We start from the raw sequence: 21,516 nt of genomic DNA, 5'->3' as shown, positions 1-21,516 counted from the left end.
CGCCGACCCGAAAACCTTCGTGCAGGTACAACCGTGCGCACCGCGCCGGTGTTAAAGGCACAGTCAGCTTGGCCCGCCCACCGTAAAGGTAGGCGTGTCCGTCGCAGCCTGAATGATTTCAGGTGCTGGTCAGCGTCGATGAGAGGGATTCGGGCAGGCGCCAGGACAGGCGCTGCCGGGATGCCGCTTCTCGCTTTTTGAGGCGAGACAACGGCATAGAAACAATGCGCGTTACCTTGCCAAGTAGGTGCCGGTTACCGAAACCGGCCGACGACTGTCACTCGAACAAGTACCCACTGAGGGTCTCCGCTATTGATGAAAACGCGCGGAGTTTACGCGCCGATGCCGCGGGAGTAAACCGTAGGAAAGTTTACCGATGGAGATTAGGAAGGTTCTTCAGGGTAAGTTCAGGAACTGTTTTTCTGGAAACACCAAAGAAACAATCTGGGAGCCGGCACGTCGGGTCGCCGCATCGCGGCGATGGCATCAACTGGTTATGCCTGACACACCGAGGTGTCTGCATCGCAGCGGTGCGGCGACCCGACAAGCCAGCTCCCACAGTAAGCGGCGTACATCCGCGGTTACGGCGTACCCGGTCGATCCCGCTCGACCCTTTCCAGGTATTCATCAATCCGGCCACCTGCCAACGCCTTGACCTGAATCGACACCGTATTGACCTGCCGCCCCATCGTAATCCCCTCCCGCGTACGCACCTGCACATACCCAAGTTTGGGCCAGAAACGCTCCGCCTTGGCATTGCCGACCACCACCGTCAGCCGCAACCACTGGGCGCCTTTGCCCAGGGCCCACGCCTCAAGTTCGGTATGCAGCCGCCGCGCCATCCCGCTGCCATGCAAGCGCGTATGCACCAGCAACAGCCCGATATGCCACACCCCGGCTGCAAGCAAGTCGGCGGCGATATTTACCACGGCGACCAATTGACCCGCAGCATCGCGGTAACCCAGCCAGTACAGGCGACTGCAGCTCCAGCCTGCGGGCAGGTCACCCTGCAACTCTTCACGCGCTTCAGTAGGCGTCGCGGGTTCGCCGTTGACCGCGATGAAGTAGTCGGGGGCCTGCTCGAAGAAGTGCTGCAACTCGGCCTCATCGGCCAAAGTGAGCGGCACCACCCGGATATCCGGCGCGGCGCTTAGAGGAAGTTCAGGGTCACAAACCACATCCATGAGGTGATGTCCTTTCGAATGACTAGTCAACAATCCTGAGCGTCACGTGCGCGCCGTCAGGCAAATCCTTGATCTCAAGCGCAAGATCACCACAGAACCGAACCTGCTCGACATGATCCAGTTGACGCACATTGTCGATGGCGTACTCGCCGCCCAATACCGGCGAAATAACGAAGTGGTAAACCTGGCCAGACGCCAACGGCCCCAGCACTTCTTCGGCCTGCGCCACCATCGGCTGCAAATACCAGTCGTGCAGAAAGGTCTGATCCTTGGAGACCTCATCCAAGGCCGCACGCGTCTGCGCGATCACCTCGCAATAAAGCCCTTCTGGGCACAGCCGCCAATAGCGGCCCTGCGTATCCTTAAGCATCACGTTGCCAAAGGCTGTGGTGCCCACCACCTCGACGGGGTCGATACCCACCCAGCTCCAGCTGTCGCGTATCGCTTGAATCACGTCCATACAGCCTCCTTGCGCCGAAGCACGTCAGTCGTCCCGCGTCAGCACTTCCAACAACTCAATTTCAAAGCGCAAATTGCTGTTGGGCTTGATATGCGCGCCCATCGAGCGCTCACCGTAGGCCAGGTGCGCAGGCACAAACAGCGTGCGTACGCCGCCGACCTGCATGCCCATCAGCCCCTGGTCCCACCCCTTGATCACCCGCCCGGTGCCGATCACACATTGGAACGGCTTGCCGCGTTCCCAGGAAGAATCGAACACTGTGCCGTCTTCCAGAGTGCCGGTGTATTGGGTGGTGATCAGCGCGCCTTTGACCACGGTTTTGCCGGTGCCCTGGCGCAGGTCGGTGACCTGCAGTTCGTCGTTGCTCATAGGGGGCTCTTTGAATGCGTAAAGGCTGGGGTTTTCCCAGAATCGGGTAGGTTTGGCAAGTGCGGGAGCGATCAAAAAACACCCCCCCTGTGGCGAGCGGGCTCGCCACAGGGGGCGGGGCAACCCTTTATAACCAACGCCAGAACCGGCTCCAAAACCCGCGCCCCAAATCATCCTTGCACCGCGCATATTGCGCTGCATACAGCTGCGACCGCGCCTGCACTTTGCTCGCCACCGGCGGCAGCCAGGCTTTAGCCGCATAGGTGCGCTGGCGGTAGCCGCCCCAACCTTCGTGGTAGTTCAAGTACTGGCCGTAGGCATCGTATTTGTACACGCCGTTGACGGTGTAGGTCTTGTCCATGTACCAGCCGACAAAGTCGATGGCGTCGTCGAAGTCCTGGCGGCTGGCGCCGCTGCGGCCGGTGCTTTTGCGGTAGTCGTTCCACACTTCATCCTTGGCCTGGGCGTAGCCGGCAGCGGTAGAAACGCGGCCCCAGGGGATGATCCATAGCAGGTATTTGCGTGGCGCCAAGGCATCCTGACGGAAGCCGGACTCCTGATACATGATGGCGAACGGCACTTGGATCGGCACGCCCCAACGCTTTTGCGTGACCTTGGCGGCGTCGTACCAGTCGTCCTTTTCGCGGAAGATGCCGCAGATGTCATTAGGCGTGCGTGGCGGCGAAGTACCGCACGCCGCCAGCATGGAGGTGAGTAATAACAATCCGACGGCTTTGCCTGCGCTCAAGGGGCACCTTTGCGTGATTCGCGTAAAAAGCCGACATTTTACGCATTCATTGAGGCAGGTGGAGAAAAGGAAAAGCGGCCTCCTTGCCGCCCCTCCCGGGTTATCAAACCAGACTTATCAAGCCAACGGCACGCGACGGTTAGTCAGTGCCATACGACCGACAAAGAAGCTCAGCGCTGCGCCCAACAACAACATCGCCAGGGTGCTCCAGGCAGCACGGGACAGTTGCTTGGCCGCCACTTCACCGGCTTCACGGGCTTTCTGTTCAGCCTGTTGTTTCAGCTCAGCCACTTTTTGCATGGCCTGCTCATAAGCTTGGGCATAGTTGTCAACGATCTGAGTGGCCTCCTCCTTGCTCTTGCCGGTGCGGGCGGCAACGATGTTGACCAGTGCGTCTTTGTCAGCGGCATTCAGCGCTGGCTCACCGGACGCTTTGACACGCTCGAACCATTGCTTCAACGCATCGCCGGCCTGGGCAGGATCGGTCGCCGCAGCAGTAGCCGCTTGCTTGCCCTCGGCGCCCGCCTGGTCAGCCTTCTGTTCAACGTTGGCCGGGTCCAACTCAGGCTTGCCGCTTTGCTTGAGCAGGGTATCCAGTTCACCTTGCAGGCTGTTCCAGTCCAGCTGGATGCCTTGCTCGTTCAACTGTTGTTTGACGCTGTTACCAATGCCCGGCGCAGCCGCCGCGATGCCGCTACCGGCAGCGGACAAACCTTTGCCCACCACGTTGCCGGCGGTACCGACCACGCTGGCGGCCAAACCCGCCAGCAGCCAGGTGGTGAGCAAGGTGGTGACGGTCCAGGTCAATACGCCGTGCAGGCCGCCGCGGTCAGGTGCGGTGCGCCCGGCCACGAAGGCACCCACGCCGATGGCGATCAGCGTCGACACAAACAACCAGATCCCGGCGCCGGTGCCGAAACCGCTCAGCGGGTTACCCGCTTTCATCGGGTCGACGGCACTCGCGCCGATGGCCGTACCCAGCACACTCAGCACCAGGTAGGTCACCAGTGCAATTGCACTACCGGCCAATACCGAACTCCAGGACACACGAAACAGCGAACGATTGGTTTCATAGACAGTAGTCATACAGAGGTCCTTCACACGTTATGAGAGCAAGGCAAAATGCCTTGATGGTTGGGAGTGTGGCGAAAGGACATACGTTCAGTCGTGGCCCAAATGCACCAGTTCAACTGGTGCATTCGCACTTCCTCATGCGCACATTCTCTGCACTATCCTCAACCCCGGGTGTCGTACCCCCATGTGCCGTCTACCGGGAGAAACCATGAGCCAGGATGTCCTCGCCAAAGAAACCAACCGCCGCCAATTGCAGCAGATCATCTCCGGGCTGTCCGACGGCGTGATACTGGCCGAAGTCGACCAGACCATCCTCTGGGCCAATGAAGCCGCGTTGACCATGCACGGGATCAGCGACGTCGAGGCGCTCGGTGCCAATACTGCGGAATATGCCAAGCGTTTCGCCCTGCGTTACCGCAACAACCATCCTTTAGCGCTGGACAGCTACCCGCTCAGCCGGGTGGCGGCCGGTGAAGAATTCAGCGATGTGGTGGTTGAAGTCACCCCCACCACCGGCGAAGACCGCAGCTGGGTCCACCGCTTGCGCAGCCTGGTGCTGACCGACGCTCACGGTGAGCCGGAACTGTTGGTGCTGATCCTCAGCGACGCCACCGAATGGGCCAGCGCCGAGCAGCGCTTCGAGAAAACCTTCAATGCCAACCCGGCGCCCGCCGTGATCTGCCGCTTGAGCGACCTGCGCTACATCAAGGTCAACCAGGGTTTTTTGGAGATGACCGGCTACAACCGCGATCAGGTCATCGGCCGCTCGGTGTATGAACTGGATGTACTGGAACAGGCCGAGCGTAAGGACCTGGCCATCCAGCGCCTGAGCGAAGGCGCGACCATCCCGCAGATGCAGGCCGAGCTGCGCCTGCCCGAAGGCGGAAGCAAACTGGTGATCGTCGCGGGCCAGCCGTTGGACATGAACGAGGAAGACTGCATGCTGTTTTCCTTCACCGACCTGGAACCGCGGCGCAAAGCGGAAATTGCCTTGCGCCAAAGTGAGGAACGCTTCGCCAAATCTTTCCGCCTGACGCCGGTGCCAACCTTGGTGTGCAGCGCGGCCAACCGGCAGGTGGTGGATATCAACGAAGCGTTCATGAACATCACCGGTTTTATCAGCGAAGAGCTGATCGGCAAAGCCGTCGAGGACATCAACTTCATCGACAGCGCCCAGGCCTTTGCGCAGCTGTTCGCCACCCTGGAAAAAGCCGGCAACCTCGACGGCCAGGACCTCAAGGTGCGTAAGAAAGGCAACGAGGTGATCGACTGCGTGGTCTGGGCCGACACGGTGCTGATCGAGGATGTGCCCTGTTACCTGCTGGTGATGATGAACATCACCGAACGCAAACGCTCGGAGCTGGAACTGGTGGCGGCCATTGAGGAAGTGATGCAGGACGCCTCGTGGTTCAGCCAGACCCTGATCGAGAAATTGGCCAACGCCAAGAGCGTCAACAACAGCCCCAACCTGCCGAACGTGGCCTTCACCGACCTGACCGCCCGTGAGCGCGATGTGCTGGGTTTGATCTGCGAGGGCCTGGCCGACAAGGAGATCGCCTCGCGCCTGAAACTGGCGCCCAACACCGTGCGTAACCATGTGGCCACGGTGTACTCCAAGCTGGGGGTGCACAGCCGCAGCGCAGCCATCGTTTGGGCCCGTGAACGCGGGCTGTTTGCCGGTGAATTGCGGGTCAAAAGCAAGAAATAGAGTGCAAATGCACTAGTGCAACCAGTGCAAATTCGCCTTATTTGCGCATGACGCGGTGCTTAACCTTGAAGAGTGGGCACAGGGCCTTGGGCCCTGTGCCGTGATGATTTGACCTCTTGAAGGAATGCACCATGAAAAGCGAACAAGTCAAAGGCGCCGTGGAGAAAGTCACGGGCAAGGCCCAGGGTTTTCTCGGCGACCTGACCGGTGATGAGCAGTTGCAAGCCGAAGGGGTTGCCCGCCAGGCCGCCGGCCAGTTGCAGCAAACCTACGGCGACGCGCTCGACACTGTGAGTGATTTTGCCAAGCACAAACCACTGGCTACCGTGGCCGTCGTCGCCGGTATCGGCCTGTTGGTGGGCTTGTTGCTGCGTCGTCGTTGAGGAGGCTGGGCACATGTTTACCCTCTCCCAACTGCGCAACTGCATCGAAGAAGCGCTGTTGCCCCTGACCTGTGAATTCACCCTGTGCCGTGACGCCTCGTTGACCTTGAAGGTGTTCGATGCCCAGAGCGGCCGGGTCGACTTGGTGGTGACGGGCATCAGCGTCAACAAGTTGCAGTCCACCCACGCAGTGGAAAAGATGGTGGAAGAACTGCGCTATGAGCTACAGAGCAACACCATGGGGCATCTGACCCTGGAAGACCTGCCAATGTCGCCTTCGGCGTCATGACCGCGTTGGTCGTGGTTTCAACGACGCTCCAATGAAGTAAAACACCCCGCCCCCGACGATAAACGCCCCCAACATGTAGAACATGGAGTGGGCCGGCAGGCTGGCCAGCACCAGCCCACACAACACCGGCCCCAACGCTGCCCCTAGGTTGGACAGGTTCTGCGCGCCGTAATACATGCCCCGCAGGTGGTCCGGGGCGATTCGGTCGATAAACATGTACTCAGCTGGGAACACGATGATCTCCCCCACTGTAAACACCGCCATCGCCAGCACCCACCACAGCACGCTGGTGGCCAGGGCAAACCCGATCACCCCCAACATGAACATGCCCAGGCCGGCGATCAGCCATTGGCTCAGATAACGGTGCGAGATGCGCCGGCCAATCACGTACTGCAAGGCAATCACCAGCGCGGCGTTGGTGGTGAGCACGGCGCTGATCACGGTGTAGGTATATTCCGCGGTGGTGGTCGTCACCAGGTACTGCGACAGGTAGGCAGTGAACTGGCCGAACACCACGGCACTGAGCAAGCCGCCAAGCGTGAAGCACACCAGCCGATGGTCCCGCAGCAGCACGCGGCCGACGGCGAGAAACGCCAGCGTTTTTTGCGTGGCATCGACGGTAGCCAGCGTGCGATCGCCCCAACGCCAGTACAGCAGGAAAAAACCCGCCCCCAGCAGCGCCGAGAGCATGAACGGCAGGCTGATATCGAGCTTGGCCACCATCGCGCCAAAAAACGGGCCGACGGCATAGCCGATATTGGTCAGGGTGTACTTGATGGAAAACACTTCGCTGCGCGCGTCTTCCGCCAGCAAGCTGGCAAAGCCGGCTTTGACGGCAATGTCGATAACGGCATAAGCCAGGTTGATCAGGATCAGGCAGCTGTAGAACAGCCAGATATCATCGGCCACTAGCGTGCCGACAAACCCCAGTACAAACAGCGCACTCAAGCCGAGCAGCAGCCGGTAACTGTTGACGCGGTCGACCAGGAAACCGCCGTACACGCTGAGCAATGAGCCGACGATCAATGAACTGCCGATCACCAGGCCAACTTGGGTAATGTCGAGGTTGAAGTGACGGGTGAGGTAAATCACCAGGTACGGAAAGGTAATCGCCTTGGCCAGCGTCAGCAGCAACGTGGCGCACAGCAACAGGTTCACGGTGCGAGGGTAACTTCTTATTGTGGCAAGCATCCTGCTCTCGCTCTTTGAAGGTAACGCGACCAGTGTTGCGCGTTACCTTAACGCAAGCGCCAGGAAAAAAGACCGGTCATTTCTTGACGGGGGTGATCTCGAGAATGGTGCCGTTGGTGGTCTTGAGCAGCACAAACTTGTCACCCACACGGGCCCATTGGCTGTCTGCTTCAGGCTGCTTCAAACCGCGCTTTTTCCAATCGCTGACCGCCGACTCCTTGCGCATCAGCATATCCGGGGCACGGTCGCCTTCTTTCAAATCACGGGCGTTGATGCTTGAAGGCGGCACGGTTTCTTGCGGGGTATCACCGGCCTGCACGACAAAGCTGGCGGTGGACAGGCCGGCGGTGAGCAGCAGGCAAGCGGCTAGGGTTTTAGACTTCATGGGTGCTCCTTCAATAAATGGTGCGTACCCAGGTTCCGACCGCGGACGCACGGAATCATTCAGCCAACTCCTTTCAAGATTTTCATCGCCCCCTCTGTGGCGAGGGAGCTGCCGCTGGTGTGCCTTGGTGGAACACCATCCGCCACTGCCCCTCCTCCTCGCGCCACACTGAACTGCGCAACGAGTCCCCTACGCCTTCGCGATGGCAGCGATAAGTCACCAGCGCCAGTCCCTGCCCGAGCAACTTCACGGCGAACTCAGTCATGCGCCGTGCCGAAAACACCTCGTCCTTCAACCCGGCAATCACCTCGGCCTTGCTGCCCCAGACATTGCCACTGGCGCCAAACTCAACGAAATCGTGTGCCAGCAACTGCGCCAATCGCTCCGTATCCGAGCGGGTGGTGCATTGCTGCAGCGCCTGTTCCAAGGCGAATAAATGCTGCTCCAACTGCATGCCCATTGCCCCCATGAAATTAATCCTGTAATTTTTCATGAAATTTCTTGATATAAATTTCATGAACCAACAACAAGAACTTGACGCCCTGGCCGTGCTGATCCACGACCTGCGCAAGCACAAGAGACTCACCCTGGCGCAACTCGCGCAAAAAATCGAGCGCTCGGTGGGCTTCCTTTCCCAGGTCGAACGCGGCCTGTCGCGCCCCACCGTGGCCGACCTGACCGCCATCAGCCACGCCCTCGATGTGCCCACCACCTACTTCTACAGCCTGCCCAAACCCAAGGCGGTGGATTGGGTCACCCGCCCCAACGAACGGCGCACGGTGTATTACGCCAATGGCATCACCGACATCCTCGTCTCGCCCAGCATGAACGGCGCCTTTTCGATGCTCGACAGCTTGCTCGCGCCCGGTGCCAACAGTGGTGAACACACCATGAGCGACCGCGCCGAGCAGGCCGGTTTTGTGCTGGAGGGCGAGTTGACGCTGTGGGTGGAAGGCGAGCCGGATTCGGTCACCCTCGGCCCTGGCGACAGCTTCCACCTGGCCAGTTTCGCGCATTGCCGCTACGCCAACCTGACTGATCTGCCCGCCCGCGTACTATGGGTTTACAACTAGGAGCAACCCCCGTGAAAAACCAGTCTTCCACGTTGCTGGCCGAAGTACGGACCTTTCGCCAGAACCACCCCGACGTGCGTTACGTCGACCTGATCGCCCTGGACATTCCCGGGCATTTCTACGGCAAGCGCTACCCGGTGGACATGCTCGAAAAGGTCGCCGCCGGCAGCCCGCTGAAGCTGCCGCAAAACGCCGTGCTGCTCGGGGCGCAGGGTGGGCTGTTCAAGATTGGTGACTATTGCTTTCACGACGGCGACCCGGATGCCAACCGGCGCTTGGTGCCGGGCACGCTCAAGCCGGTGAGCTGGGAGTCGCAGCCGCTGGGGCAGATGTTGATCACCTCGGATGGCACCGAAGCGCCGATCGAATTCGAACCTCGCGAAGTGCTGGCCAAGGTGCTGGAGCGCTTGCAGCACAAAGGCATTCATCCGGTGGTGGCCTTTGAGCTGGAGTTTTACCTGTTCGATAAGAAGCTCGACAACGGCCTGCCGCAATTCGCCCGCGACCCGCTGAGCGATGACGCCGACGACCAACCCAACCTGCACATCGAACGGTTGTCGCGCTTCAGCGAGGTGCTCGACGACATGGCACAAACCGCCAAGGACCAGGGCATCGACATCACGGTGATCACTGCCGAAATCGGTCCCGGCCAGTTCGAAATCAACTTCGGCCACCTCGAAGACGGCCTGCGCGCCGCCGACTGGGCCGCCCTGTTCTGCCGCAGCACCCGTGGCGTTGCACTCAAGCACGGTTACCGCGCCAGCTTCATGGCCAAACCCTACCTCCAATACCCCGGCAGCGGCATGCATGTGCATGTCAGCCTCTACGACGCGGCGGGTAATAATTTGCTCGCCGCGCACCAGCAGCAACCGCTGCGCCATGCGGTGGCCGGCTGCCTGGAATTGCTGGCGCATTGCATGCCGATCTTCTCGCCCAACCACAACGCCTTCCGCCGTCTGGGTGGCACGGTCAACGCCGCAACCCGCGCCAGCTGGGGCTTTGAAGACCGCGATGCGTGCGTGCGCATCCCTGAGTCCGACCCGCGCAACCTGCGCATCGAGCACCGCCTGGCCAGTGCCGATGCCAATCCGTATCTGGTGCTGGCGGCGATTCTGGCAGGGCTTGAGCATGGCCTTGAAGCCAAGCAAGAACCTATCGCCCCCCTGAACGAAGACCGCCTCAGCGGCACCGATTTCCCCGTGGAAATGCTCGAGGCCGTACGCGCCATGCAACATCAACCGATATTGCGCGATAAGCTGGGCGCAGAATTTGTCGACGTGTATTGCGAGAACAAACGCCAGGACCACCTGGCCTTTCAACAAGAGATCAACGCGCGGGAATACCGCTGGTTTCTCTAACCCCTGGAACCACCGATGACCGAGCCCCACCCATGACCGAGCAGAGCGCCCCAGCCCTCAAGGAAATCTTCAACGTCGAACGCCTGCAACACATCGCCGTCGAGATGTCGGCGGTATACCCGGCGTTCGATGCCAAGGGCTTTCTCAAGCACGCGAAGGTGGGGCTTGCCGAGTTGTCGGTGATGCAGCGCATGGCGCGGGTCAGCGAAAGCCTGCATGCGGTGATCCCACTGGGCTACGCGCAAACCCTCAAGCTGCTTTACGCCCTGGCGCCGCGCCTGAACAGCGCCTTTGTCTGTCTGTTCCTGCCGCACTACGTGGCGAGTTACGGCCTGGGTGACTTCAAACGCTCCATGGCCGCGCTCAAGTACTTCACCACGTTTGGCTCTGCCGAATTTGCCATCCGCCACTTCTTGCTGCACGACTTCGAGCGCACCTTGGCGGTGATGCAGGAATGGTCGCTGGATGCCAACGATCACGTGCGCCGCCTGGCCAGTGAAGGCTCGCGCCCTCGCCTGCCGTGGTCCTTTCGCCTGGCCCAAGTGCAGGCCAACCCCGCGCTGTGCGCGTCGATCCTGAATAACCTCAAGGCTGACAGCAGCCTGTACGTACGCAAGTCGGTGGCCAACCACCTCAACGACATCACCAAGGATGACCCAGGCTGGGTGCTCAGCCTGATCGAAGGCTGGCACCTGGATAACCCGCACACTGCGTGGATTGCCCGCCATGCGCTGCGCAGCCTGATCAAACAAGGCAACACCCGCGCGTTGACGCTCATGGGCGCCGGGGCCAAGGCCGAGGTGAAGATTCATCACCTGGCCGTCACCCCGGCGGTGATCAACCTGGGCGAGCGCATCAGCCTCTCGTTCAGCCTCGAATCCACCGCGGCCACCGCGCAAAAACTGGTGGTGGACTACGCCGTCGACTACGTGAAAAGCGCCGGTCATAGCGCGGCCAAAGTGTTCAAACTCAAGGCATTTACCCTCGGCGCGGGCGAGCATCAGAGCATTCGCCGCGAACAACACATTCGTGAACTGACCACCCGCAAGCACTACCCCGGCACGCATTGGGTGCATGTGTTGGTCAACGGCGAGAAGCTCGCCAGCGCCGAGTTCGAACTGCGAAAACCATGATACACATCAAAGAAAAGGCTCTAGCACGGGGCTTTCAGCCAGATAGATTGTCGAACAATCCTGGCTTTTTTTGTTGCGACCCATTATCATCCGTCGCCTTCTCACTACCCGTCGGGTAGTTGTTTCAATGTGTCACCCGAGGCGCCAATGTCCCGTTTGTACCGATTTTCGTGTCACCGCTCTTTGATTGCTATCAGCCTGGGGCTGGTTACCCATTCCGTCAGCGCCGCACTGCAACCCATGGCCGAAGCCCCGCTGGCCAGCGACACCGAGCTACATTGCCACTTCAACCGCGACGCCAGCACCGACTGCACCACCACACAGCACTACACCATCCTCAAGCCCAACGGCCGCGAGATCCTGTCGCGCATAGACTTCGATTACTCCGAAGGCGACACCTTTGAAGTGGTCAGCGCGCAATCCACCCAACCTGGCGCCAAGCCGGTCGCCCTGGATGCCGCGCAAATCGACACGCGCACCGCGCCCAACCCTGACCAGGGCTTCAGCCGCGACAAGCAGACCTCACTGGCTTTCCCGAACCTACGCGTGGGCACACAGATTCGCTACACCGTGCGCAAACATCACGCCGCCAAACCGTTGGTGACCCAGTTTCACTATGCCCTTACGTTTGGCCCTAGCGCGTTCCGTCGCGACCACATCAAGGCGCGCTTTACCGCCGAGCGACCGATCCAGTGGCGCAGCGAACTGCTCGACGGTTTCACAGTGACCCCGTCGGCCAATGGCAAGACGTTGGACGTGGTGCAAAAAGCCCCGACCTATCTCAACTACATCAACGAATCTTCCAGCGCCGCGCTGTTACGCATCCCGCGCCTGGAAGTGGGCAGCGCCCTCGATCGCCAGGCGTATTTCGGTGATTTTGCCCAGCGCTACAACCAGATCCTCGCTGCCAACCTGCCTGCACAAGCGGCCGCCGCGGTGGCAGCCGCAAGCCGCTTGGCGCCGGCGGAACGGGTCGCCGCGCTGATGCAGCACATCAATGATCACTACCGTTACCTGGGCGACTGGCGCGCCACGGAGCGCGGTTATGTGCCGTTCGACCTGGCTGAAATCGAGCAGCATGGTTATGGCGATTGCAAAGACCTGGCGATCTTGCTGACCGCGATGCTCAAAGCCAGCGGCATCAAGGCTGAGACCGCCTGGGTCAGCCGCGGCGACGTGGCGTATGCATTACTGATCCCCGGCACCAATGCGCCGGATCATGCGATCGTGCGCACCGAAGTGGACGGCCAGGTCTGGTGGCTGGACCCGACCAACCCGGTGTTCGCCCCAGGCCAGACCATGCCCGACATCCAGGACCGTTGGGTGCTGGTCAACAATGCTCAGGGTCAAGTACGCGAAGAACAGATCCCGCTGGAACACCCCGAAACCACCTTGCGCCTGGATAAACAGGTGCACTTCGACAAACAGGGCAATGGCGCCACCCAGGCCACCATCACCTTCAGCCGCCTGCCGCTGATGCAAATGAGCGTGGCCGACCGCCAACAAGGCACCACCGCCACCGACCAGAACCTCTGCGCCCACTTTGGCAACGACATCAGCGACTGCCAGATCACCCGCCCGCCCACCGCCTTTGTGGTCCACGACGGCTACACCGTCAACGCAACCCTGAACGACCAGCGCGCCCTGGAAAAACTGGCGAATGACTACGTCTATACCGATGAGTCGCTCAAAGGCCGCTGGGATGGCTTCATCAACTACCGCCGCCACGATCAACAGGCCGACCTTTACCTGGGCAACCCTGAGACCTACGACTACAGCTTCACGCTGACGGGCGGAAAAATGGAAAAAGCCATTCCCGGCTGCCAGGTGCGCTCGCCGTGGTATGACCTGGACCTGGAAGGGAAACGGTTGGACGACGGGCTGCGCTATCACTATCGCCTAAGCCAGAAGACGCGTTGGCTGACCCATGCCGAGGTTGCCAGTGAGGCGTTTGGCAAGATGATTGACGAAGCCCGGGCGTGTGCCGAGCAGGTGCATCAGGTGGTGAAGCTTTAAGGTAAGTGAGCCCCCTTGGGTCCTGTAAACGCAGAGCCCATGTGGGAGCTGGCTTGCCTGCGATACAGGCACCTCGGTCTATCAGTGACACACCGTTGATGCCATCGCAGGCAAGCCAGCGCCCACAGAAAAGCAGAGCACTGCGGTGCTGGCAGTTGAACTCGGTCAAAATTGTGGGAGCAAGCCCGCTCCCACATTTTTGATCCGGCCTACTCAGTGAGATTCGCCCAGCAGCAACCTCTGCTCGCGCGCGCACAACTCCACCACGTAATCCCACAACACCCGCAACCGCACCGACTTGTGCAGCTCCCGGCGCGAGCTGATCCAGTAGCTACGCTCAATCCCCTCCCCCGGCAGCAATGCCACCAAATCCGGGTCACCCGCCGCCATAAAGCACGGCAACACAGCGATGCCCAAACCCGAACGCGCCGCCTGGTGCTGGGCAATCACGCTAGTGCTGTGAAACACCACCTTGGGGTTGCGGCAGAAGCTGCTAAGGAACTTCAATTCCTGGCTGAACAGCAAGTCATCCACATAATCGATCCACGCATGCACGGCGAGGTCTTCACGTTTCTCGATGGGCGGGTTGCGCTCCAGATAGGCGCGGCTGGCGTAGAGCGCCAGGCGGTAATCGGTGAGTTTGCGCGTGACCAACTGATCGACGCTGGGCCGTTCCAGGTGGATGCTGATTTCCGCTTCGCGGTTGAGGATGCTGACAAAGCGCGGCACAGCCACCAGTTCCACTTCCAAGCCCGGGTAACGGTCGAACAACCCGCCCATGCGACCGGCGAGGAACATCACACCCAAACCTTCGGCCACACCGAGGCGAATCTTGCCCAGCGGCGCAGCGGAATGAGTGAGTTCGTCTTCAGCCAGCAGCGCGACGTTTTCCATGGCTTCGGCGTGCTTGAGCAGGGCTTCGCCAGAGGGCGTCAGCTCATAGCCCTGAGCGTGCTGCACGAACAGCGCAGTGCCGAGGCTCTTCTCGATGGCCTCGATATGCCTGGCCACAGTGGCGTGGGTGGTCTTCAGGCGCTGCGCGGCGGTGATCAAGCGGCCGCTGCGTTGCAACTCGAGAAAAAACCGCAGGTCATTCCAGTCGAACATGTCGCCTCCAATGCGAGAGCCTGAGCCGCGCTGTTTAAAAACGCACAGCAGCTGGGTAAAAACTAACATTTTTAAGACGAAAACTAACAACTAGGATGGGGCCAATAAGAAAAACAAGCGAGACCTCAGATGCCCATTGCAGCTGCTGAATACGATTACGTGGTAGTAGGCGCCGGCCCCGCAGGCTGCTTGCTGGCCAATCGACTGTCCGCCAACCCCGCCCATCGCGTGCTGCTACTCGAAGCCGGTGGCCGCGACAATTACCCCTGGATCCATATCCCCGTCGGCTACCTGTTCTGCATCGGTAACCCGCGCACCGACTGGTGCTTCAAGACCGAAGCCCAGGAAGGCCTGCAAGGCCGTGCGCTGAGTTACCCACGCGGCAAGGTGCTGGGCGGCTGTTCGTCGATCAACGGCATGATCTATATGCGCGGCCAGGCCCAGGATTACGACGGTTGGGCGGCCCAGGGCAACCCGGGTTGGGCCTGGAACGATGTGCTGCCGTTGTTCAAGCAGAGCGAAAACCATTTTGCCGGCAGCTCGGAATTTCACAGCGATGGCGGCGAGTGGCGCGTTGAGCAACAGCGCCTGCACTGGCCGATCCTGGATGCCTTTCGCGACGCGGCGGCGCAAAGCGGTATCGCGCCGATCAGCGACTTCAACAGGGGCGATAACGAAGGCTGCGGCTACTTCCAAGTCAACCAGAAGGCCGGAGTGCGTTGGAACGCGGCCAAGGCGTTTCTCAAGCCGATCCGCCAGCGGCCCAACCTGACCGTGCTGACCGACGTCGAAGTGGACCGCGTGGTGCTGGAAAACGGCCGCGCCTGCACCGTGCTCGGGCGTCAAAACGGCCAACAGATGAGCTGGAAAGCGCGCAAGGAAATCGTGCTGTGCGCCGGTTCCGTGGGCTCGCCGGGCATCCTCCAACGCTCAGGGATCGGCCCCTCCAACGTGCTCAAGCCGTTGGGCATCGACGTGGTGCACGAACTGCCGGGCGTGGGCGGCAACCTGCAGGATCACCTGCAATTGCGGCTGATCTACAAACTGGAAAACGCGCGCACCCTGAACCAGATCGCGGGCACCGTGTGGGGCAAGATGGGCATGGGCCTGCGCTACCTGTATGACCGCAGCGGCCCGCTGTCGATGGCGCCCAGCCAGCTCGGCGCGTTTGCCCGCTCCGGCCCGGAACAGACCTCGGCCAACCTTGAATACCATGTGCAGCCGTTGTCCCTGGAGCGCTTTGGCGAACCTTTGCACGCGTTCCCGGCGTTTACCGCTTCGGTCTGCGACCTGCGCCCACAAAGCCGTGGCCGTATCGATATTCGCTCCGCCAACCCGGCGGATGCACCGTTGATTCGGCCCAACTACCTCAGCCATCCGGAAGATCTGCGAGTCGCTGCCGATGCGATCCGCCTGACTCGGCGCATCGTGGCCGCACCCGCCTTGAGCCAATTCAAACCGGTGGAATACCTGCCGGGCGATTCACTGCAAACCGAAGAGCAACTGCACGAAGCCGCCGCGCGTATCGGCACGACGATCTTCCATCCGGTGGGCACCTGCCGCATGGGCAGCGACAAAGACGCGGTGGTCGATGCCCAACTGCGCGTGCATGGCGTGCCGGGCCTGCGTATCGCCGATGCCTCGGTGATGCCACGCATCACGTCCGGCAACACCTGCTCACCGACACTGATGATTGCGGAGAAAGCCGCGCAGTTGATTCTTTCGCCGAACACAAGGAGCCTCGCCCCGCAGAAAGAAACGGTTCATGCAATCTGAATAGCGGCGCCGCACCCGGCGCCGACAGTGGAACAACAATAAATAATCACTGTGAGGGTTACCCAATGTCAGAACATGCTCAACCCCTGGGCTCGGCCGTCAGCGCGAGCACCGGCAGCGAATCAAGAAAAGTCATCTTCGCCTCGTCCCTGGGGACGGTGTTCGAGTGGTATGACTTTTTCCTCTACGGCGCCCTGGCGGCGGTGATCAGCAAGCAATTCTTTGCTGGGGTCAACGACACCACGGCGTTTATCTTTGCCTTGATGGCCTTTGCGGCCGGCTTTGTGGTGCGCCCGTTCGGCGCGCTGGTGTTCGGCCGCCTGGGCGACATGATCGGGCGCAAGTACACCTTTCTCGTCACCATCATCCTGATGGGCGTGGCCACGTTCTGTGTCGGGCTGTTGCCGACCTACGCCAGCATTGGCATTGCCGCGCCGGTCATCCTGATCGTGCTGCGTATGCTGCAAGGCCTGGCGTTGGGCGGTGAATACGGCGGTGCAGCCACTTATGTGGCCGAACACGCGCCGGCCGGCAAACGCGGCTTGCACACCAGCTGGATTCAATCCACCGCCACCCTCGGCCTGTTGCTGTCGTTGCTGGTGGTGCTGGCCTGCCGCTACTTCACCGGCGACCAATTCGAAGTCTGGGGCTGGCGCATTCCGTTCCTGTTTTCCATCGTGCTGCTGGGCATTTCCACCTGGATCCGCATGAGCCTGCATGAGTCGCCGGCTTTCTTGAAAATGAAAGAGGAAGGCAAGGCCAGCAAGTCGCCGATCCGCGAGTCTTTCGGCAAATGGGAAAACCTCAAGGTGGTGCTGATTGCACTGTTCAGCATCAACGGTGGGCAAGCGGTGACTTTCTACGCGGCGCAGTTCTATGTGCTGTTCTTCCTCACCCAATTCCTGAGGATGGACCCGGCCCTGGCCAACATGCTGTTGATCATCAGCGTGGTGATCGGCGCGCCGTTCTTTATTCTGTTTGGCTGGCTGTCGGACAAGGTCGGTCGCAAGCCGGTGCTGATGCTCGGCCTGCTGCTGGCGACCGCGCTGTACTTCCCGATCTTCAAGGGCCTGGCGCACTACACCAACCCGGCGATGGACCAGGCCAGCCGTCAGGCACCGATAACTGTACTGGCGGACCCGGCCACGTGCACCTTCCAGTTCGACCCGGTGGGCAAGGCGCGGTTTGACAGCCCCTGCGACAAGGTCAAGACCTTCCTGGTCAAGCAAGGCCTGCCGTACAGCAGCAGCGCAGCGCCAGCGGGCAGCCCAGTGCAGGTGAGCGTGGGTGATGTGCGCATCGACGGTTTCGACGAAGCGGCCCTGCGCGGCGCAGTGACATTGGCCGGCTACCCGACTTCAGCGGATGTGGCTCAGGTCAACAAGGTGATGGTGGTGGTACTGATCGTGGTGCTGATCCTGATCGCCGCCATGTGCTACGGCCCACTGGCGGCACTGATGGTGGAACTGTTCCCGACGCGCATCCGCTACACCTCGATGTCGCTGCCTTACCACATCGGTAACGGTTGGTTTGGCGGGTTCCTGCCGACTGTGTCGTTTGCCTTGGTGGTGTACACCGGCGATATTTTCTATGGCCTGTGGTACCCCGTGGTGGTGACCGGGGTGAGTTTGATCGTGGGGTTGTTCTGCCTCAAAGAAACTCGGCATGTGGACATCGATAACAACTGAGTCAGCTTCAAGGGGCAAGCTGCAAGCGGTAAGTAGGAGCTGATCGGCCTCTACTTGCAGCTTGTAGCTTGAAACTTAAAGCTGTACATCCATACAGATAATGATTGCTCAAATCCTTCTGACTCAGCATCCTGCAAGGCATCAACCTGATCTGATGTGATGACCATGCGGCTGTACCTCTGTGAAAAACCCTCCCAGGCCAAAGATATCGCGGCCGTGCTCGGCGCCAGCCGGCGCGGCGACGGTTGCTGGGTGGGTAATGGCGTCACAGTCACCTGGTGCATCGGCCACCTGCTGGAAACCGCCCCGCCCGATGCGTACGACGCCAAATACAAACGCTGGGTGCTGGCCGACCTGCCCATCGTTCCGGAAAAATGGAAGATGCAGGTCAAGCCCAAGACCGCCAGCCAGTTCAAGGCGGTCAAGCGTTTGCTGGGCGAAGCCCAGGAACTGGTGATCGCCACCGACGCCGACCGTGAGGGCGAGATGATCGCCCGTGAGCTGGTGGAGCATTGCCGTTATCGCGGCCCGATCCAGCGGCTGTGGCTGTCGGCGCTGGATGACGCGTCCATCCGCAAGGCCCTCGCCGCGCTCAAACCGGGCGCCGAAACCTTCAGCCTGTACCACTCGGCCCTGGGCCGTTCCCGCGCCGACTGGCTGATCGGCATGAACATGAGCCGCCTGTTCACCCTGCTCGGGCGCCAATCCGGCTATCAAGGCGTGCTGCCGGTGGGTCGGGTGCAAACCCCAACCTTGCGCCTGGTGGTGGACCGCGACCGCAGCATCGCCGACTTTGTGCCGGTGGCTTACTGGGCCATCGATGTGGACCTGCGCCATGAGCGTATGACCTTCACCGCCCAATGGCGCGCCATGGAGGATGCCTGTGACGACCAGGGTCGCTGCCTTAACCCGCAGCTGGCTCGCGACGCTGCAGACGCCATGCGCAACGCTGCCACCGCGCGGCTGGTGAAGCTGCGTACCGAACGCATGCGCGAGGTGGCGCCCCTGCCCTTCGACCTCGGCACCCTGCAGGAAATCTGCTCCAAGAAACTCGGGCTCGGCGCCCAAGAAACCCTGGATATCGCCCAATCGCTCTATGAAACCCACAAGGTCATCACCTACCCGCGCAGCGATTGCGGCTACCTGCCGTTAAGCCAGCACAGTGACGCGCCGAAAATCCTCGCCGCGCTGGGCCGCGCGGATGCGGCGGTGAACGAGCTGATGCCGCATATTGATGCCCAGCGCCGTTCGCGGGCGTGGAACGACGCCAAAGTCAGCGCGCACCACGGCATCATTCCTACAGGCGCCGGCAAGGACGTCGGGCAGCTCACCGGCAAACATCGCGCGGTCTACACCCTGATTCGCGCGCGCTACCTGGCGCAGTTCCTGCCCAACCATGAATACGATCGCACCCAGGCGGATTTCGACTGCGCCGGCCAAGCCTTGCGTGCGGTGGGCAAAGTCATCATCGAACCAGGCTGGAAACGCGCCTTGCCCGAAGCGTTGGCACCGGCAAAGGGGCGCGAGGCACCCGCGCCGCAAGCCTTGCCGACGCTGATTCAGGGCCAGGATTACACGGTGGCCAAGGTCAACCTCAAGGACCTGTGGACGCAGCCGCCCAAGCCGTTCACCGAAGGCGACTTGATCAAGGCGATGAAAAACGTCGCCAAACTGGTGGAAGACCCGCTGCTCAAGCAAAAACTCAAGGACACCACCGGCATCGGTACCGAAGCGACGCGCGCCGGTATCATCCAAGGCCTGTTGGACAGGGGTTATCTGGTGAAGAACGGCAAGGCGCTGTCAGCTACTGCGGCGGCGTTCAGCCTGATCGACGCAGTGCCACGCGCCATCGCCGACCCGGGTACCACCGCGATCTGGGAACAGGCGCTGGACATGGTGCAGAGCGGTGAAATGAGCCTGGAGGAGTTCGTCGCCAAGCAGGCGGCGTGGATGAGTAAACAAGTGGCGCGCTGCAATGGCATGCGCATGACCATCACCGGCCCGGCCAGCCCCGCTGTCCGAGGCGCCACGCCGTGGAAAAACAAACGCAAGGCCGCACCCCGCAAGGCGACTGGCACGCCCAAGCGGGCAAAAAAACCGACAAACGCCGGGTAAACGTTGAATAAATCCAGAGAATGACGTTTTTCGACGGGTTTAATGCCGCTTTGGGCCTTGTTCCGGCGTGGGCCGTCTAGGATTCTGTAGAGGACCTGCTGACTACCTAACAACAACACCGGAGTGGCCGCCATGAAAACCGTCGCACAAGTGCTCAAAGCCAAGGACCAGAAAAACCAGGAGGTCCACACCATCAAGTCGCACCAGACGGTGATGGAGGCATTGATCCAGATGGCAGCCAAAAACGTCGGGGCCTTGCCGGTTGTGGACGAAGGTAAGGTCGTGGGGGTGATCAGTGAGCGCGACTACGCGCGCAAGCTGATCCTCAAGGGCCGCTCTTCCGCGACAACGGCCGTGAGTGAAATCATGAGTTCGCCGGTCATCACGGTCGACAAGCACCAGAGTGTCGAAAAGTGCATGAACATCATGACGGACGGTCACCTGCGCCACTTGCCCGTGGTCGAAGATGGCAAGCTGATCGGCCTGCTGTCCATTGGTGACTTGGTGAAAGAAGCCATTGCCGAACAGGCTGACCTGATCAAGCAACTGGAGCAGTACATCCGCGGCGAATAGGGGAACCCATGCTCGACACGCTGGAACACCAAGAGGACCACCTCGACACCCTGCACCGGGCGATGACTGAACGGCGCTTTTTGGTCTTGACCGGTGCGGGGATCAGCACATCCTCGGGCATCCCGGATTATCGCGACAGCGAAGGCGTGCGCCGGGGCAAGGCGCCGATGATGTACCAGGAGTTCCTGGCCACCCCACACGCGCGGCGTCGTTACTGGGCAAGGGCGATGCTGGGTTGGCCACGAGTGCGCATTGCACAGCCGAACAAGGCGCATCTGGCGCTGGCAACGCTGCAGCAACGCGAGCGCATCAGTGGGCTGATCACGCAGAACGTCGATACCTTGCATGACCAGGCCGGCAGCCATGATGTGATCGAACTGCACGGCAGCCTGCACCGGGTGCTGTGCCTCGATTGTCAGCAGCGCAGCGAGCGCGATGTGATCCAACGGGTGATGGAAGACCAGAACCCGTACCTGGCCGGCGTCGATGCCGTGCAGGCACCCGATGGCGATACGCTGCTTGATCGCGCGTTTGAGGAGCGCTTCCAAGTCCCGCACTGCCCGCACTGCAACGGCCAACGGTTGAAACCGGACGTGGTATTTTTTGGTGAAAACGTCGCCCAGGCGACGGCGGCCAAGGCCATGGCTGCGGTGCAGAACGCTGAGGGTTTACTGGTGGTGGGCTCCTCGCTGATGGCCTATTCGGCTTTTCGCCTGTGCAAGGCGATGGTGGAGCAAGGCAAACCGGTCATTGCCATCAACCTGGGCAAAACGCGCGGGGATGAGCTGTTGCAGGTGAAGGTCGAGGCCTCATGCGAGCGGCTGTTGCCGTTGCTGGTCGAGCGACTGGGACTGTAAGAACGCCGCAAATCAAAAATATGGGAGCT

Annotated in this window: 21 protein-coding genes; 12 read left to right on the top strand and 9 right to left on the bottom strand. The window is 60.9% G+C overall.

Annotated features, from left to right (window positions below; translation table 11 throughout):
* Positions 1-581: 581 nt before the first annotated feature.
* The 5 genes from KZH41_RS11815 to KZH41_RS11795 all read right to left on the bottom strand — a co-directional run bounded on the left by KZH41_RS11815 (position 582) and on the right by KZH41_RS11795 (position 3,847).
* Positions 582-1,184, bottom strand: a complete 603-nt coding sequence (locus tag KZH41_RS11815) for a GNAT family N-acetyltransferase (RefSeq protein ID WP_263274860.1) — start codon at positions 1,182-1,184, stop codon at positions 582-584.
* A 22-nt stretch (positions 1,185-1,206) separates the two neighbouring features.
* Complete coding sequence (locus KZH41_RS11810; protein ID WP_263274859.1) at positions 1,207-1,644, bottom strand: DUF1851 domain-containing protein; 438 nt, start codon at positions 1,642-1,644, stop codon at positions 1,207-1,209.
* 24 nt (positions 1,645-1,668) lie between these two features.
* Entirely contained in the window at positions 1,669-2,013 is a 345-nt protein-coding gene (locus tag KZH41_RS11805) for an FKBP-type peptidyl-prolyl cis-trans isomerase (protein WP_263274858.1), read from the bottom strand.
* 127 nt (positions 2,014-2,140) lie between these two features.
* Entirely contained in the window at positions 2,141-2,761 is a 621-nt protein-coding gene (locus KZH41_RS11800) for a hypothetical protein (RefSeq protein WP_242155468.1), read from the bottom strand.
* A 117-nt stretch (positions 2,762-2,878) separates the two neighbouring features.
* Entirely contained in the window at positions 2,879-3,847 is a 969-nt protein-coding gene (locus KZH41_RS11795) for a hypothetical protein (RefSeq protein WP_094952401.1), read from the bottom strand.
* Between the two features lie 196 nt (positions 3,848-4,043).
* Here KZH41_RS11795 and KZH41_RS11790 point away from each other — a divergent pair, with 196 nt between their 5' ends.
* The 3 genes from KZH41_RS11790 (at position 4,044) to KZH41_RS11780 (ending at position 6,215) form a co-directional block, all read left to right on the top strand.
* Positions 4,044-5,543: a PAS domain S-box protein gene (locus KZH41_RS11790; protein WP_094952400.1), complete on the top strand. Its 1,500-nt coding sequence runs from the start codon at positions 4,044-4,046 to the stop codon at positions 5,541-5,543.
* 131 nt (positions 5,544-5,674) lie between these two features.
* A complete protein-coding gene (locus KZH41_RS11785) occupies positions 5,675-5,926 on the top strand; it encodes a CsbD family protein (RefSeq protein ID WP_094952399.1) in 252 nt (83 codons plus the stop codon).
* A 13-nt stretch (positions 5,927-5,939) separates the two neighbouring features.
* On the top strand, positions 5,940-6,215 hold the full coding sequence (locus tag KZH41_RS11780; protein ID WP_094952398.1) for a DUF1652 domain-containing protein: 276 nt from the start codon (positions 5,940-5,942) through the stop codon (positions 6,213-6,215).
* On the opposite strand, the gene KZH41_RS11775 is transcribed toward KZH41_RS11780, so the two are convergent.
* From KZH41_RS11775 to KZH41_RS11765, 3 genes are all read right to left on the bottom strand, one after another.
* Positions 6,210-7,406: an MFS transporter gene (locus tag KZH41_RS11775; protein WP_094952397.1), complete on the bottom strand. Its 1,197-nt coding sequence runs from the start codon at positions 7,404-7,406 to the stop codon at positions 6,210-6,212. The two genes, KZH41_RS11780 and KZH41_RS11775, sit on opposite strands and share 6 nt — an antisense overlap.
* A 76-nt stretch (positions 7,407-7,482) precedes the next feature.
* On the bottom strand, positions 7,483-7,791 hold the full coding sequence (locus KZH41_RS11770) for an RcnB family protein (RefSeq protein ID WP_094952396.1): 309 nt from the start codon (positions 7,789-7,791) through the stop codon (positions 7,483-7,485).
* Between the two features lie 82 nt (positions 7,792-7,873).
* The gene (locus tag KZH41_RS11765; protein ID WP_263274857.1) at positions 7,874-8,284 is read right to left on the bottom strand and encodes a nuclear transport factor 2 family protein; all 411 of its coding nucleotides are present in this window, start codon (positions 8,282-8,284) and stop codon (positions 7,874-7,876) included.
* Between the two features lie 22 nt (positions 8,285-8,306).
* Here KZH41_RS11765 and KZH41_RS11760 point away from each other — a divergent pair, with 22 nt between their 5' ends.
* The 4 genes from KZH41_RS11760 to KZH41_RS11745 all read left to right on the top strand — a co-directional run bounded on the left by KZH41_RS11760 (position 8,307) and on the right by KZH41_RS11745 (position 13,371).
* Complete coding sequence (locus KZH41_RS11760) at positions 8,307-8,864, top strand: helix-turn-helix domain-containing protein (RefSeq protein ID WP_242155461.1); 558 nt, start codon at positions 8,307-8,309, stop codon at positions 8,862-8,864.
* An 11-nt stretch (positions 8,865-8,875) separates the two neighbouring features.
* Complete coding sequence (locus tag KZH41_RS11755; RefSeq protein WP_094952394.1) at positions 8,876-10,222, top strand: glutamine synthetase family protein; 1,347 nt, start codon at positions 8,876-8,878, stop codon at positions 10,220-10,222.
* A gap of 32 nt (positions 10,223-10,254) precedes the next feature.
* Entirely contained in the window at positions 10,255-11,355 is a 1,101-nt protein-coding gene (locus tag KZH41_RS11750; RefSeq protein ID WP_094952393.1) for a DNA alkylation repair protein, read from the top strand.
* A gap of 156 nt (positions 11,356-11,511) precedes the next feature.
* The gene (locus KZH41_RS11745; RefSeq protein ID WP_094952407.1) at positions 11,512-13,371 is read left to right on the top strand and encodes a DUF3857 domain-containing transglutaminase family protein; all 1,860 of its coding nucleotides are present in this window, start codon (positions 11,512-11,514) and stop codon (positions 13,369-13,371) included.
* 213 nt (positions 13,372-13,584) lie between these two features.
* Here the strand turns inward: KZH41_RS11745 and KZH41_RS11740 are convergent, their stop codons facing one another.
* Positions 13,585-14,478: a LysR family transcriptional regulator gene (locus KZH41_RS11740; protein ID WP_242155457.1), complete on the bottom strand. Its 894-nt coding sequence runs from the start codon at positions 14,476-14,478 to the stop codon at positions 13,585-13,587.
* A gap of 129 nt (positions 14,479-14,607) precedes the next feature.
* On the opposite strand from KZH41_RS11740, the gene KZH41_RS11735 reads away from it, so the two are divergent.
* From KZH41_RS11735 to KZH41_RS11715, 5 genes are all read left to right on the top strand, one after another.
* Complete coding sequence (locus KZH41_RS11735; protein ID WP_242155455.1) at positions 14,608-16,254, top strand: GMC family oxidoreductase; 1,647 nt, start codon at positions 14,608-14,610, stop codon at positions 16,252-16,254.
* 65 nt (positions 16,255-16,319) lie between these two features.
* On the top strand, positions 16,320-17,942 hold the full coding sequence (locus tag KZH41_RS11730) for an MFS transporter (protein ID WP_094952390.1): 1,623 nt from the start codon (positions 16,320-16,322) through the stop codon (positions 17,940-17,942).
* 165 nt (positions 17,943-18,107) lie between these two features.
* Entirely contained in the window at positions 18,108-20,057 is a 1,950-nt protein-coding gene (locus KZH41_RS11725; protein ID WP_094952406.1) for a DNA topoisomerase III, read from the top strand.
* A 132-nt stretch (positions 20,058-20,189) separates the two neighbouring features.
* Positions 20,190-20,630: a CBS domain-containing protein gene (locus tag KZH41_RS11720; protein ID WP_094952389.1), complete on the top strand. Its 441-nt coding sequence runs from the start codon at positions 20,190-20,192 to the stop codon at positions 20,628-20,630.
* A gap of 8 nt (positions 20,631-20,638) precedes the next feature.
* Positions 20,639-21,487 (top strand): NAD-dependent protein deacetylase, encoded by an 849-nt coding sequence (locus KZH41_RS11715; RefSeq protein ID WP_242155453.1) that lies wholly within the window; start codon positions 20,639-20,641, stop codon positions 21,485-21,487.
* Positions 21,488-21,516: the final 29 nt, after the last annotated feature.

This window comes from Pseudomonas sp. YeP6b (assembly GCF_025642995.1).
Classification (GTDB): Bacteria; Pseudomonadota; Gammaproteobacteria; order Pseudomonadales; family Pseudomonadaceae; genus Aquipseudomonas.
The sequence above is the reverse complement of the archived record's forward strand: the minus strand, read 5'-3'. Positions and strand labels throughout refer to the sequence as shown.

Excerpts from the sequence above, each read along its gene's own strand:
- KZH41_RS11795 (WP_094952401.1), bottom strand. The coding sequence starts at position 3,847 with ATGACTACTGTCTATGAAACCAATCGTTCGCTGTTTCGTGTGTCCTGG.
- KZH41_RS11770 (WP_094952396.1), bottom strand. The coding sequence starts at position 7,791 with ATGAAGTCTAAAACCCTAGCCGCTTGCCTGCTGCTCACCGCCGGCCTG.
- KZH41_RS11720 (WP_094952389.1), top strand. The coding sequence starts at position 20,190 with ATGAAAACCGTCGCACAAGTGCTCAAAGCCAAGGACCAGAAAAACCAG.
- KZH41_RS11760 (WP_242155461.1), top strand. The coding sequence starts at position 8,307 with ATGAACCAACAACAAGAACTTGACGCCCTGGCCGTGCTGATCCACGAC.
- KZH41_RS11780 (WP_094952398.1), top strand. The coding sequence starts at position 5,940 with ATGTTTACCCTCTCCCAACTGCGCAACTGCATCGAAGAAGCGCTGTTG.
- KZH41_RS11810 (WP_263274859.1), bottom strand. The coding sequence starts at position 1,644 with ATGGACGTGATTCAAGCGATACGCGACAGCTGGAGCTGGGTGGGTATC.
- KZH41_RS11735 (WP_242155455.1), top strand. The coding sequence starts at position 14,608 with ATGCCCATTGCAGCTGCTGAATACGATTACGTGGTAGTAGGCGCCGGC.
- KZH41_RS11730 (WP_094952390.1), top strand. The coding sequence starts at position 16,320 with ATGTCAGAACATGCTCAACCCCTGGGCTCGGCCGTCAGCGCGAGCACC.
- KZH41_RS11785 (WP_094952399.1), top strand. The coding sequence starts at position 5,675 with ATGAAAAGCGAACAAGTCAAAGGCGCCGTGGAGAAAGTCACGGGCAAG.
- KZH41_RS11725 (WP_094952406.1), top strand. The coding sequence starts at position 18,108 with ATGCGGCTGTACCTCTGTGAAAAACCCTCCCAGGCCAAAGATATCGCG.
- KZH41_RS11765 (WP_263274857.1), bottom strand. The coding sequence starts at position 8,284 with ATGAAAAATTACAGGATTAATTTCATGGGGGCAATGGGCATGCAGTTG.
- KZH41_RS11790 (WP_094952400.1), top strand. The coding sequence starts at position 4,044 with ATGAGCCAGGATGTCCTCGCCAAAGAAACCAACCGCCGCCAATTGCAG.
- KZH41_RS11750 (WP_094952393.1), top strand. The coding sequence starts at position 10,255 with ATGACCGAGCAGAGCGCCCCAGCCCTCAAGGAAATCTTCAACGTCGAA.
- KZH41_RS11740 (WP_242155457.1), bottom strand. The coding sequence starts at position 14,478 with ATGTTCGACTGGAATGACCTGCGGTTTTTTCTCGAGTTGCAACGCAGC.
- KZH41_RS11715 (WP_242155453.1), top strand. The coding sequence starts at position 20,639 with ATGCTCGACACGCTGGAACACCAAGAGGACCACCTCGACACCCTGCAC.
- KZH41_RS11775 (WP_094952397.1), bottom strand. The coding sequence starts at position 7,406 with ATGCTTGCCACAATAAGAAGTTACCCTCGCACCGTGAACCTGTTGCTG.
- KZH41_RS11815 (WP_263274860.1), bottom strand. The coding sequence starts at position 1,184 with ATGGATGTGGTTTGTGACCCTGAACTTCCTCTAAGCGCCGCGCCGGAT.
- KZH41_RS11805 (WP_263274858.1), bottom strand. The coding sequence starts at position 2,013 with ATGAGCAACGACGAACTGCAGGTCACCGACCTGCGCCAGGGCACCGGC.